This is a genomic window from Enterobacter sp. HK169, from assembly GCF_001719105.1.
In the GTDB taxonomy this organism is placed as follows: domain Bacteria; phylum Pseudomonadota; class Gammaproteobacteria; order Enterobacterales; family Enterobacteriaceae; genus Enterobacter; species Enterobacter asburiae_B.
Genome location: NZ_CP017087.1, coordinates 1134874 through 1147512, shown reverse-complemented (window position 1 = coordinate 1147512; position 12639 = coordinate 1134874). Strand labels below are relative to the sequence as shown.

10 protein-coding genes are annotated in these 12639 nt (G+C 56.9%); 5 read left to right on the top strand and 5 right to left on the bottom strand.

Annotation, left to right across the window (positions count from 1 at the left end; genetic code table 11):
* Nucleotides 1-40 precede the first annotated feature (40 nt).
* On the bottom strand, nt 41-1483 hold the full coding sequence (pyk, locus tag EnteroDNA1_RS05535) for a pyruvate kinase (protein WP_039263653.1): 1443 nt from the start codon (nt 1481-1483) through the stop codon (nt 41-43).
* A gap of 140 nt (nt 1484-1623) precedes the next feature.
* On the bottom strand, nt 1624-2493 hold the full coding sequence (locus EnteroDNA1_RS05530; protein ID WP_023312229.1) for a MurR/RpiR family transcriptional regulator: 870 nt from the start codon (nt 2491-2493) through the stop codon (nt 1624-1626).
* A gap of 356 nt (nt 2494-2849) precedes the next feature.
* Here EnteroDNA1_RS05530 and zwf point away from each other — a divergent pair, with 356 nt between their 5' ends.
* The 3 genes from zwf (at nt 2850) to kdgA (ending at nt 7050) form a co-directional block, all read left to right on the top strand.
* Nucleotides 2850-4325 (top strand): glucose-6-phosphate dehydrogenase, encoded by a 1476-nt coding sequence (gene zwf, locus EnteroDNA1_RS05525; RefSeq protein WP_023312228.1) that lies wholly within the window; start codon nt 2850-2852, stop codon nt 4323-4325.
* 232 nt (nt 4326-4557) lie between these two features.
* Nucleotides 4558-6369, top strand: coding sequence for a phosphogluconate dehydratase (edd, locus tag EnteroDNA1_RS05520; RefSeq protein ID WP_069303004.1), 1812 nt, complete (start codon nt 4558-4560; stop codon nt 6367-6369).
* Between the two features lie 39 nt (nt 6370-6408).
* Complete coding sequence (gene kdgA, locus EnteroDNA1_RS05515; RefSeq protein ID WP_014884307.1) at nt 6409-7050, top strand: bifunctional 4-hydroxy-2-oxoglutarate aldolase/2-dehydro-3-deoxy-phosphogluconate aldolase; 642 nt, start codon at nt 6409-6411, stop codon at nt 7048-7050.
* A gap of 41 nt (nt 7051-7091) precedes the next feature.
* On the opposite strand, the gene purT is transcribed toward kdgA, so the two are convergent.
* Nucleotides 7092-8270 carry a formate-dependent phosphoribosylglycinamide formyltransferase gene (gene purT / locus EnteroDNA1_RS05510; protein ID WP_033145846.1) on the bottom strand — a complete coding sequence of 393 codons (1179 nt, stop codon included), beginning with the start codon at nt 8268-8270 and terminating at the stop codon, nt 7092-7094.
* A gap of 170 nt (nt 8271-8440) precedes the next feature.
* On the opposite strand from purT, the gene EnteroDNA1_RS05505 reads away from it, so the two are divergent.
* Both EnteroDNA1_RS05505 and ptrB read left to right on the top strand, forming a co-directional pair.
* On the top strand, nt 8441-9088 hold the full coding sequence (locus tag EnteroDNA1_RS05505) for a tellurite resistance TerB family protein (RefSeq protein WP_069303003.1): 648 nt from the start codon (nt 8441-8443) through the stop codon (nt 9086-9088).
* Nucleotides 9089-9173: 85 nt separating this feature from the next.
* Nucleotides 9174-11234, top strand: coding sequence for an oligopeptidase B (gene ptrB, locus EnteroDNA1_RS05500; protein WP_069303002.1), 2061 nt, complete (start codon nt 9174-9176; stop codon nt 11232-11234).
* Here the strand turns inward: ptrB and exoX are convergent.
* Together exoX and EnteroDNA1_RS05490 are read right to left on the bottom strand one after the other, a co-directional pair.
* A complete protein-coding gene (gene exoX / locus EnteroDNA1_RS05495) occupies nt 11231-11893 on the bottom strand; it encodes an exodeoxyribonuclease X (RefSeq protein WP_010432611.1) in 663 nt (220 codons plus the stop codon). The genes ptrB and exoX overlap by 4 nt on opposite strands.
* Nucleotides 11894-11917: 24 nt before the next feature.
* Nucleotides 11918-12568, bottom strand: coding sequence for a carbon-nitrogen hydrolase family protein (locus EnteroDNA1_RS05490; protein WP_033145843.1), 651 nt, complete (start codon nt 12566-12568; stop codon nt 11918-11920).
* Nucleotides 12569-12639: the final 71 nt, after the last annotated feature.

Sequence of the window (12639 nt, the reverse complement as noted above, 5' to 3'; positions counted from 1 at the left end):
GCCCTCTCCATCTGGAGAGGGCTTTTTAACACAGACATTATTACTCGACGGTCATAACGCGCGTGGTGTTGGTTGAGCCGATGGTGCTCATCACGTCGCCCTGGGTCACAATGACGATATCACCGGACACCAGATAGCCTTTGTCGCGCAGCAGGTTTACGGCATCGTGCGCCGCAGCTACGCCGTCACTGGTGCTGTCGAAGTGAACCGGCGTCACGCCGCGGTACAGCGCCGTCAGGTTCAGGGTACGTTCGTGACGGGACATGGCGAAGATCGGCAGACCAGAGCTGATACGAGAGGTCATCAGCGCGGTGCGGCCAGATTCGGTCATGGTGATGATCGCGGTAACGCCCTTCAAATGGTTTGCCGCGTACATCGCAGACATCGCAATCGCTTCTTCCACGTTGTCAAACTGCACGTCCAGACGGTGTTTAGAGACGTTGATGCTTGGGATCTTTTCAGCGCCCAGGCAGACGCGCGCCATGGCGGCCACGGTTTCTGCCGGATACTGGCCCGCAGCGGTTTCCGCAGAGAGCATCACCGCATCGGTACCGTCCAGCACGGCGTTAGCCACGTCCATGACTTCTGCGCGGGTTGGCATTGGGTTGGTGATCATCGATTCCATCATCTGAGTGGCGGTGATCACCGCGCGGTTCAGCTGACGTGCGCGACGAATCAGCGCTTTCTGGATCCCTACCAGCTCAGGGTCGCCAATTTCCACGCCCAGGTCACCACGCGCGACCATTACCACGTCGGACGCGAGGATCACATCGTCCATGGCATCCTGATCGCAAACGGCTTCCGCGCGTTCAACTTTCGCGACGATTTTAGCATCGCAGCCTGCATCACGCGCCAGACGACGCGCATAGTTCAGATCTTCACCGCAGCGCGGGAAGGAGACCGCCAGGTAGTCAACGCCGATCAGCGCAGCCGTCACGATGTCCGCTTTGTCTTTATCGGTAAGCGCTTCTGCAGAGAGGCCGCCGCCCAGTTTGTTGATGCCTTTATTGTTGGAGAGCGGGCCGCCGACGGTGACTTCGGTGAACACTTTCATGCCCTGAACTTCCAGCACCTTCAGCTGTACGCGACCGTCGTCGAGCAGCAGGATATCGCCCGGCACCACGTCAGCCGGCAGGCCTTTATAGTCGATACCGACTTTCTCTTTATCGCCTTCGCCTTTGCCCAGGTTGGCATCAAGCAGGAATTTGTCGCCGATATTGAGGAAAACCTTACCCTCTTTAAAGGTCGAGACACGAATTTTTGGACCCTGCAAATCGCCGAGGATAGCAACGTGGCGGCCCAGTTTGGCTGCGATTTCACGCACTTTATCGGCACGTAATTTATGGTCTTCTGGCGTACCGTGAGAGAAGTTCATACGCACCACGTTGGCGCCGGCGGCGATAATTTTCTCGAGATTATTATCGCGGTCGGTGGCCGGGCCTAAGGTGGTTACGATCTTGGTTCTGCGAAGCCTTCTGGACATGTAATACTCCGTTGACTGAAACAACTTTGGTGTTGCGTGAACATTGAATCGGCCTTCATCTGCTGCAAGGCAGCGGAGAGTGGACCGAATGCCGTAAATCGTTACATCGTAATTATTGGTTACGTCTTCGTTATCAACTATCAGGGAACATCGCTCTTTATAAGCAATTCTTTATCAAAACGCGATTCCTTCAGCGCTTCCTTGACCCGCTTCAAGTTATCCCGGAATTTTGCGCCCCGACGTAAGGTAAAACCGGTTGCCAGCACGTCAATCACGGTGAGCTGCGCCAGTCGGGAAACCATCGGCATATAAATGTCGGTGTCTTCCGGCACGTCGAGGGTGATCGCCAGCGTCGCCTCACGCGCCAGCGGCGTGCCTGCCGTGGTGAGGGCAATCACCATGGCATCGTTTTCACGGGCCAGCTGCGCCAGCTCTACCTGACTCTTGGTGCGGCCGGTGTGCGAAATCAGTACCACGACGTCATCTTCACTGCAATTCATACAGCTCATGCGTTGCAGCACAATGTCATCGGAATAAATCACCGGGACGTTAAAGCGGAAAAATTTGTTCATGGCGTCATGCGCCACTGCGGCAGACGACCCGAGACCAAAGAACGCAATCCGCTTGGCCTGGGTGAGCAAATCCACCGCGCGATTCACGGAACTCATGTCCAGAGACTGGCGGACGTGGTCAAGCGAAGCCATAGCCGATTCAAAAATTTTCGCGGTATAGGCATCAACGCTGTCGTCTTCATCCACATTACGATTAACATATGGGGTGCCGTTAGCCAGACTTTGTGCCAGATGCAGTTTAAAATCAGGAAAGCCGCGCGTTTCGAGGCTGCGGCAAAAGCGATTGACCGTCGGTTCGCTAACACCCGCTTCCTGTGCCAGAGCGGCGATGCTTGAATGAATCGCCTGAGCGGGGGAGGCGAGAATGACCTCGGCCACTTTTCGCTCGGATTTGCTAAGGTGTTCCAGTTGAAACTGGATTTTTTCCAGCATGTTCATGTTAACAGGACGCTCATGGGTGTAAACGATTTCATAAATTGATGAAATCGTGATTCGATTTAACCGATATTACCCTTGTGGCTTCCATTAAGGGTAACAATCGACAAGATAATGTTGTTGTTTTTTTTCATTACTTGATCGGTGTCGGGTTTTGCTGTGACCCCGTTGCGCAAAGAAACGACGGTTGTTGCGTCATTGCGCCGTCGTAATCCTCCAAAGGGGGAAAAATCGCGTTATCGCACGCGACGATAAGCGCTAATGGTTTCGGGAATGACGTAAAAGCAGTACAGTGCATTGTAATAAAATTACAACGATACCTGGCAGAAGTACCAGGTGATCCAACTGAGGAGAATGACATGGCGGTAACGCAAACAGCCCAGGCATGTGACCTGGTCATTTTCGGCGCGAAAGGCGACCTTGCACGCCGAAAATTGCTGCCTTCCCTGTATCAACTGGAGAAAGCGGGCCAAATTCATCCGGATACCCGTATCCTGGGTGTCGGGCGCGCCGACTGGGATAAGGACGCTTATACCAAAGTCGTCCGCGAGGCGCTCGAAACTTTCATGAAGGAAAAAATTGATGAAAGTTTGTGGGATACCCTGAGTGGACGCCTCGATTTCTGCAACCTGGACGTCAACGACGTCAGCGCGTTTACCCGCTTAGGCGCGATGCTGGATCAGAAAAACCGTGTCACCATTAACTATTTCGCCATGCCGCCAAGCACCTTCGGCGCCATCTGCAAAGGTCTGGGTGAAGCCAAACTGAACGCCAAACCGGCGCGCGTCGTGATGGAAAAGCCGCTGGGTACGTCGCTGGCAACCTCGCGTGAAATCAACGACCAGGTGGGCGAGTTCTTTGAAGAGTGCCAGGTCTACCGTATCGACCACTATCTCGGTAAAGAGACGGTACTGAACCTGCTGGCGCTGCGTTTCGCTAACTCCCTGTTTGTGAATAACTGGGACAACCGCACTATCGACCACGTGGAAATCACCGTGGCGGAAGAGGTGGGGATTGAAGGTCGCTGGGGCTACTTTGACCAGGCCGGTCAGATGCGCGACATGATCCAGAACCACCTGCTGCAAATTCTGTGCATGATTGCCATGTCTCCACCGTCTGACCTGACGGCTGACAGCATCCGTGACGCAAAAGTGAAAGTGCTGAAGTCATTGCGCCGCATCGATCGCTCCAACGTGCGTGAGAAGACCGTCCGCGGCCAGTACACCGCCGGGTTTGCGCAAGGCAAAAAAGTGCCGGGCTACCTGGAAGAAGAGGGCGCGAACAAGTCCAGCAACACCGAGACGTTCGTGGCGATCCGCGTGGATATCGACGACTGGCGCTGGGCGGGCGTTCCGTTCTACCTGCGCACCGGTAAACGTCTGCCGGCCAAATGTTCCGAAGTGGTTGTTTACTTCAAAAACCCGGAACTGAACCTGTTCAAAGAGTCCTGGCAGGAACTGCCGCAGAACAAGCTGACCATTCGACTGCAGCCGGACGAAGGGGTGGATATCCAGATCCTGAACAAAGTGCCGGGGCTGGATCATAAACACAACCTGCAGACCACCAAGCTGGATCTGAGCTACTCCGAAACCTTTAATCAGACGCACCTGGCCGATGCTTACGAGCGTCTGCTGCTGGAAACCATGCGCGGTATCCAGGCGCTGTTCGTGCGTCGCGACGAAGTGGAAGAGGCGTGGAAATGGGTCGACTCCATCACCGAAGCCTGGGCTGCCGATCAGGATGCGCCAAAACCGTATCAGGCGGGTACCTGGGGACCTGTCGCGTCGGTGGCAATGATCACCCGCGATGGCCGCTCCTGGAACGAGTTTGAGTAAGATAATCCTCTAGCTCGAAAGTGTTATTTTACCGGTAACATGATCTAACACAGCTAGTGGCACAATTTTCAACTTTTAAGCTCCGCGTGGATTCACCCGCGGAGCTTTTTTTATTACACTGCCGGAAGTGATTTTGCCCCTGAGCTCCGGACAGCAAGCGTTTCAGCGTTGTTAACAACTGCCAGCGACTTTGTAAACTCCCGAGCCGGACAGATAATTAAGAGGAGCTTTTATGAATCCGACATTGTTACGCGTAACACAACGCATTATCGAGCGCTCGAAAGAGACCCGTTCGGCCTACCTCGCCCGGATTGAACAGGCAAAGAGCAGCACCGTCCACCGATCACAGCTGGCCTGCGGGAACCTGGCGCACGGCTTCGCCGCCTGCCAGCCTGATGATAAAGCGTCGCTGAAAAGCATGTTGCGTAACAATATCGCCATCATTACCTCCTATAACGATATGCTTTCCGCACACCAGCCGTATGAGGTCTATCCCGCTATCATCCGCAACGCGCTGCACAGCGTAAATGCGGTGGGCCAGGTGGCGGGCGGCGTACCTGCCATGTGCGACGGCGTGACGCAGGGGCAGGACGGCATGGAGCTGTCCCTGCTGAGCCGCGAAGTGATTGCCATGTCTGCCGCGGTGGGGCTGTCACACAATATGTTCGATGGCGCGCTGTACCTCGGCGTGTGCGACAAGATTGTCCCGGGCCTGGTGATGGCGGCGCTGTCGTTTGGGCATCTGCCTGCGATCTTCGTCCCGTCCGGCCCAATGGCGAGCGGTCTGCCGAACAAAGAAAAAGTGCGTATCCGCCAGCTGTACGCGGAAGGGAAAGCAGACCGTCAGGCGCTGCTGGAGGCGGAAGCCGCGTCCTATCATGCGCCGGGAACCTGTACGTTCTACGGTACGGCTAACACTAACCAGATGGTCGTGGAATTTATGGGAATGCAGCTTCCGGGCTCGTCCTTTATCCAGCCAGATGCGCCGCTGCGCAAGGCGCTGACCGAGGCCGCGGCCCGTCAGGTCACGCGTCTGACCGGCAACGGCAACGAATGGATGCCGATGGGCAAAATGGTCGACGAAAAAGTCATCGTCAACGGGATTGTCGCGCTGCTGGCAACCGGGGGCTCAACCAACCACACCATGCACCTGGTGGCCATGGCGCGTGCGGCGGGCATTCTGATTAACTGGGATGACTTCTCCGAGATCTCTTCCGTGGTGCCGCTGATGGCACGGCTGTACCCGAACGGTCCGGCGGATATTAACCACTTCCAGGCCGCAGGCGGTGTACCGCTGCTGATGCGCGAGCTGCTGAAAGGCGGACTGCTGCATGAAGACGTGAATACCGTGGCGGGCTTTGGCCTTCAGCGCTACACCCAGGAGCCGTGGCTGAACAACGGCGAGCTGGACTGGCGTGAAGGGGCGAGCGCGTCCCTTGATGCGCAGGTGATTGCCACGATCGACAAACCGTTCTCTCCTCATGGCGGCACCAAAGTGCTGAGCGGCAACCTCGGTCGTGCGGTAATGAAGACCTCTGCCGTACCGGAAGAGAACCAGGTTATCGAAGCGCCGGCGGTGGTATTTGAAAGCCAGCATGACGTGTTACCTGCCTTTGACGTCGGTCTGCTCGATAAAGACTGCGTGGTGGTGGTGCGTCACCAGGGGCCTAAAGCCAACGGGATGCCAGAATTACATAAACTTATGCCACCACTTGGTGTATTATTGGACCGCCGTTTCAAAATTGCGCTAGTCACCGATGGACGCCTCTCCGGGGCATCCGGTAAAGTGCCTTCAGCCATCCACGTGACGCCGGAAGCCTACGACGGTGGCCTGCTGGCGAAAGTACGCGACGGTGACATGATCCGCGTGAACGGTCAGACGGGCGAGTTAACCCTGCTGGTGGATGAAGCCGAGCTGGCGGCACGTCAGCCTCATATTCCTGACCTGAGCGCATCGCGCGTGGGGACCGGACGCGAAATGTTCAGCGCGCTGCGTGAGAAACTCTCCGGTGCGGAGCAGGGCGCAACCTGTATTACGTTTTAAGACGACTTGATTTTAACGATCTGGCGAGAGAAAACTCTGATGAAAAACTGGAAAACAAGTGCAGAAGCAATCCTGACCACTGGCCCTGTCGTGCCGGTTATCGTGGTAAACAAGCTGGAGCACGCTGTACCGATGGCGAAAGCGCTGGTTGCGGGCGGCGTTCGCGTTCTGGAAGTCACCCTGCGCACCGCCTGCGCGATGGACGCTATCCGCGCTATCGCCAAAGAAGTGCCGGACGCCATCATCGGTGCGGGTACCGTTCTCAACGCGCAGCAGCTGGCGGAAGTGACCGAAGCGGGCGCGCAGTTCGCCATCAGCCCTGGCCTGACCGAGCCGCTGCTGAAAGCCGCCACGGAAGGTACTATTCCGCTGATCCCTGGCATCAGCACCGTCTCTGAACTGATGCTGGGCATGGACTACGGTCTGAAAGAGTTCAAATTCTTCCCGGCCGAAGCGAACGGCGGCACCAAAGCGCTGCAGGCGATTGCGGGTCCCTTCTCTCAGGTACGCTTCTGCCCGACGGGCGGTATCTCTCCTGCCAACTACCGTGACTACCTGGCGCTGAAAAGCGTGCTGTGCATCGGTGGTTCATGGCTGGTTCCGGCGGATGCGCTGGAAGCGGGCGACTGGGATCGCATTACCAAACTGGCTCGCGAAGCGGTTGAAGGCGCGAAGCAGTAAGCCATTCGCCATATGAAAAACGGGCCTTCTGGCCCGTTTTTTTATCCTGCAACCTTAACGCTCGCAGCAGCCGCTTTCGCTCTTGCCACAGCGTCGTCAACGTTATCTCCGGTGGCTAATGCCACGCCAAGACGGCGAGTTCCGTCGATCTCCGGCTTGCCGAACAGACGTACCTGCAATCCTGCGCCCACTGCCCCGTCGACGTTATCAAACGTGACGTTCTGGCTGGTTAACTGCGGCAGGATCACCGCCGAGGCGGCAGGGCCATACTGACGTACACCGCCGACGGGCAGGCCGAGGAACGCGCGCACGTGCAGGGCGAACTCGGAGAGATCCTGCGAAATCAGCGTGACCATGCCGGTGTCATGCGGGCGAGGGGAGACTTCGCTGAAAATCACCTCATCACCGCACACAAACAGCTCCACGCCGAACAGGCCATAGCCGCCCAGCGCCAGGACGGTTTTACGGGCGATCTCCTGAGCACGCTCCAGCGCCAGGGTGCTCATCTGCTGCGGCTGCCAGGATTCGCGGTAATCGCCATCCTCCTGACGGTGACCAATCGGGTCGCAGAAATGGACGCCGTCAACGGCGCTGACGGTCAGCAGGGTGATTTCGAAATCAAACTTCACGACGCCTTCGACGATCACGCGACCGGCCCCGGCACGGCCGCCCTGCTGGGCATAATCCCACGCGTTATCCAGGGTACCGCTGTCGCGAATAAAGCTCTGTCCTTTTCCGGAGGAGCTCATCACCGGCTTAACGATGCACGGGTAACCAATTTCCTCGACGGCCTGCAGGAACGCGGCCTTATCGCCAGCAAAACGGTAGCTCGAGGTGGGCAATCCCAGCTCTTCCGCCGCCAGGCGACGAATGCCTTCGCGGTTCATGGTCAGCTTTGCGGCTTTCGCACAGGGCACCACGCGCTGGCCTTCCTGCTCCAGGGCGATCAGCGTATCGGTGGCAATGGCCTCAATTTCCGGCACGACAAAATCGGGTTTTTCGCGCGTAATCAGCTCGCGAAGGGCATCGCCATCCAGCATGTTAATCACATAAGAACGATGGGCGACGTGCATGGCGGGTGCGTCGGCGTAACGGTCTACGGCAATGACTTCCACACCTAAACGCTGGCACTCAATGGCGACCTCTTTCCCCAGCTCGCCCGATCCCAACAGCATCACTCGCGTCGCCGCAGGTCGCAGCGCAGTTCCTAAACGAATCATAACAATCCCCCTGAAAAAGTTGCGCGCAGTATAAACGAAAACGTTTGCGTCTGTCTCGTGCACGGCTAAACGAGGGGACAGAAATTTGCGCTTCTTTAGCCCGACCAGACATTTCCTGACGCCTGCTCGCTTACGCTGTGAAACATGTTCACCGTTAAGTGAGGGAAACCATGTCTGGCTGGATAAATCAATTGCAATCCCTGTTAGGGCAGAAAACATCGTCTGGCGAGCGGGACCTCAGCAAACTGCTGGTACCCGGAGCGCTCGGCGGGCTGGCAGGCCTGCTGGTCGCGAATAAATCCTCACGCAAGCTGCTGGCAAAGTATGGTACAGGCGCGTTGCTGGCCGGCGGCGGCGCCATCGCGGGCTCCGTGCTGTGGAATAAATACAAGGACAGAATACGGACCGCGCACAGCGATGAACCGCATTACGGCGAGCACACCTCGCCGCTGGATCTGCGTACCGAACGGCTCATTCTTGCGCTGGTTTTTGCCGCGAAAAGCGACGGGCATATTGACGATAAGGAACGAGCGGCGATCGAGCAGCAGCTGCGCGAAGCCGGCGTTGAAGAGAAGGGAAGAGTGCTGGTGGCGCAGGCGATAGAACAGCCGCTCGAGCCGCAGCGTCTTGCCCAAAGTGTGAAAAATGAGGAAGAGGCGCTGGAGCTCTATTTCCTCAGCTGCGCAGCCATCGATATCGATCATTTTATGGAGCGGAGCTACCTTAACGCCCTGGGCGATGCGTTAAAGATCCCTCAGGACGTGCGCGAGGGCATTGAGCGGGATATCCGGGAGCAAAAACAGGCGTTACAGGGATAGTCGTCGCCGTCGCGACGCTGTTTCGCTTGCATCATGCGTGGGTTTTGCCAACCTTATAGGGTGTAAAACTTAAAAGAATGATGACATGCCACCGAAAGCCCGACGTACTCCTTATGCGATCACCACGCATGGCGATACGCGTATAGACAACTATTACTGGCTGCGGGACGATTCGCGCTCCCGGCCAGAGGTACTCGACTACCTGCACGAGGAAAACGACTATGGCCGCAAGGTCATGTCCAGCCAGCAGACGCTTCAGGACCAGCTCCTGAATGAAATGGTGCAGCGTATTCCCCAGCGCGATATCTCCGCGCCCTGGACCAAAAACGGCTATCGCTATCGCCATATTTACGAGCCCGGCAATGAGTATCCCATCTACCAGCGTCAGTCGGTGTTAAGCGCCGAATGGGATGAGTGGGATATTCTGCTGGATGCCAACCAGCGCGCCGCCCACAGCGAGTTTTATACCCTGGGCGGCATGTCCATTTCCCCTGACAACGCGGTGATGGCGCTGGCGGAGGATTATCTCTCCCGCCGCCAGTACGGCCTGCGGTTTCGCAATCTGGAGACCGGCAACTGGTATCCGGAAATGCTGGAAAACGTCTCCCCGGATTTTGTCTGGGCGAATGATTCCGAGACGGTTTACTACGTCAAAAAGCACGCGTCGACGCTGCTGCCTTACCAGGTGTGGCGACATACCGTGGGAACGGACTCCGCTGACGACGAGCTGGTTTATGAAGAGAAAGACGAAACGTTCTATGTCAGCCTGCATAAAACCTCCTCACGCCACTATGTGATTATCTTCCTTGCCAGCGCGACGACGTCGGAAGTCCTGCTGCTGGATGCCGAACTGCCGGACGCCCAGCCGCTCTGTTTCCTGCCGCGCCGCAAGGATCACGAGTACAGCCTGGACCACTTCCAGCACAGCTTTTATTTGCGCTCCAATCGCGAGGGCAAAAACTTTGGTCTCTATAAAACCAAAGTGCGCGATGAGCGCAAGTGGGAGGTGCTTATCCCCGCGCGGGATCAGGTGATGCTGGAAGGGTTCACCCTCTTTACCGACTGGCTGGTGGTGGAAGAGCGTCAGCGCGGGCTGACCAGTATCCGGCAAATCAACCGAAAAACCCGGGAAGTGGTGGGGATTGCGTTTGATGACCCGGCCTACGTGACGTGGATTGGGTTCAACCCTGAACCCGAATCGTCGCGGTTGCGCTACGGCTACTCCTCCATGACCACGCCGGACACCCTGTTTGAGCTGGATATGGATACCGGGCAGCGCCAGGTGATTAAACAGACCGAGGTAAAAGGGTTTGAGTCCGACAACTACCGCAGCGAGCACCTGTGGGTCACCGCCCGTGATGGCGTGGAGGTGCCGGTCTCTCTTGTTTACCATCGGGCTCATTTCCAGAAAGGCAAAAACCCGATTCTGGTGTACGGCTACGGCTCGTATGGCTCAAGCATGGACGCCGATTTCAGCAGCAGCCGGTTAAGCCTGCTCGATCGCGGTTTTGTTTTCGCCATCGCCCATATTCGCGGCGGCGGTGAGCTGGGCCAGCACTGGTATGAAGACGGGAAATTCCTGAAGAAGAAAAACACCTTCAATGACTACCTCGACGTCTGCGATGCGCTGATTGAGCAGGGCTACGGCGATCCGCAGCTCTGCTTTGGGATGGGGGGCAGCGCGGGCGGTATGCTGATGGGGGCAGCGATCAACCAGCGTCCCGACCGCTTTAAGGGGATTGTCGCGCAGGTTCCGTTTGTCGATGTGGTCACGACCATGCTCGATGAATCCATTCCCCTTACTACCGGGGAGTTTGAGGAGTGGGGGAATCCGCAGGATGAGATGTACTACCGCTATATGAAAGAGTACAGCCCGTACGATAACGTGGAGGCGAAATCCTACCCGCATATGCTGGTCACCACCGGTTTGCATGATTCTCAGGTGCAATACTGGGAGCCGGCAAAATGGGTGGCAAAACTGCGTGAGCTGAAAACCGATGACAATCTGCTGCTGCTGTGTACCGACATGGATTCCGGACACGGGGGGAAATCGGGGCGATTTAAATCGTACGAAGGGGTTGCTCTGGAATATGCCTTTTTAATAGGCCTGGCGCAGGACACGCTGCCAGGCCGTGCGGAGCGTTAAGCGTCGCCCAGATAATGTTTCAGCGTTAAGCGCAGCTCCGGGCTCATTCTGTCGAGGTTGTTATACAGCCAGCGCAAATAGCCCGGGTCTTTATCCGCCACCTCGGACACCGGCTTCCCGCGATATTTACCAAAGGTAAACGTGGTCAGCAGCGCGGGACGTCCTGTGATCGTCGCCATGTCATCCGGCGTCCAGCCAGAGATATTCATAATATCAATCAGCAACGCGGCGGTGATATAGCAGTCATACAGGGCGCGGTGATGGTGAAGCCCCTCAGGGGTACGAACGCTGAGCTTGCGGGACTTGTACAGCGCCATGTTGCTGTATTTAATCCCCGGCCAGAGACGACGCGCCAGCTTCATGGTGCAAATCCATTCCCCCGGCATTTCAGGCAATACCCGGCGGTCAAAGCTGGCGTTATGCGCGACGTACCACGGGCTACCGTAGTAGTGCGGAATGATCTCTTCGATCCACGGCTTATCCGCCACCATCGATTCGGTAATGCGATGGATAGCCATCGCCTGAGGGCTGATGGGGCGATCGGGACGCACCAGATGGCTCATTGGGTTGACGATTTTACCATCAACCACGTCGACAGAGGCCACTTCCACTATTCCGCCCTGAAGATCGCAAGTTTCGGTATCGATGACGCGCAGCATTGAAAACTCCTGAGCTTAAAACGCCTAGCCTAAAGGAATGATATCGCCTTGCCAACCCTCTCCGCCGAGCGTGCCGGTCACCAGAAGCTCGCCCTTATCCGCGCGCACGATCAGCTGGCCTTTTTCATCCCAGAGCGCGCTGCCGCCGCAGGCGTTCGCCATCAGCACCGCAATGGCATATTTATGCGCGAAGCGCTGCAGGTTACTGATGGACTGCCGCCAGCGATTATCCCCCACCGACTGGCAGCTGGTAACAAGCGTTGCCCGGGGATCGAGATTGGGCGAATCGGGATGTGCATCAAGGATGGTAAGGTGTTTATCCCCCGGCACGAGGCTGGCACCGCCCCCTTGCGGATAGCGCAAAATGCGATGGCGAGCGGGCGAAAACAGCACAAGGCCTTTCTGGCGCTGGCCATTCTGTTCCAGGGGGAGCCCGGCAATAACGGTGATCTGGTGTTGATGTGCCGCGTTGAGCAGCGGCTCCAGCTGCGCGTCATCGGGCGGGGGAGGTAACGTCGGCGAGCCAGAGCCCGTTAATGAGAGTTCAGGGAAAACCAGCAGATCGCACCGCTGCCGTGCTGCTTCGGCGATGAAGCGCAGGTGGTGCGTAACATGGTCATCTACAGTCTGATGCAGCCCGCCATACTGGGCTGCCGCTATATTCCAATGTGACATCGTGACTTCCTTATACACTGAGTCGCAGAGATTTAAGAATACACCTAAAATAATCAGGGTTTTCTTATCCT

Coding starts and splice junctions, on each gene's coding strand:
- pyk (WP_039263653.1), bottom strand. CDS start 1,483: ATGTCCAGAAGGCTTCGCAGAACCAAGATCGTAACCACCTTAGGCCCG.
- EnteroDNA1_RS05530 (WP_023312229.1), bottom strand. CDS start 2,493: ATGAACATGCTGGAAAAAATCCAGTTTCAACTGGAACACCTTAGCAAA.
- zwf (WP_023312228.1), top strand. CDS start 2,850: ATGGCGGTAACGCAAACAGCCCAGGCATGTGACCTGGTCATTTTCGGC.
- edd (WP_069303004.1), top strand. CDS start 4,558: ATGAATCCGACATTGTTACGCGTAACACAACGCATTATCGAGCGCTCG.
- kdgA (WP_014884307.1), top strand. CDS start 6,409: ATGAAAAACTGGAAAACAAGTGCAGAAGCAATCCTGACCACTGGCCCT.
- purT (WP_033145846.1), bottom strand. CDS start 8,270: ATGATTCGTTTAGGAACTGCGCTGCGACCTGCGGCGACGCGAGTGATG.
- EnteroDNA1_RS05505 (WP_069303003.1), top strand. CDS start 8,441: ATGTCTGGCTGGATAAATCAATTGCAATCCCTGTTAGGGCAGAAAACA.
- ptrB (WP_069303002.1), top strand. CDS start 9,174: ATGCCACCGAAAGCCCGACGTACTCCTTATGCGATCACCACGCATGGC.
- exoX (WP_010432611.1), bottom strand. CDS start 11,893: ATGCTGCGCGTCATCGATACCGAAACTTGCGATCTTCAGGGCGGAATA.
- EnteroDNA1_RS05490 (WP_033145843.1), bottom strand. CDS start 12,568: ATGTCACATTGGAATATAGCGGCAGCCCAGTATGGCGGGCTGCATCAG.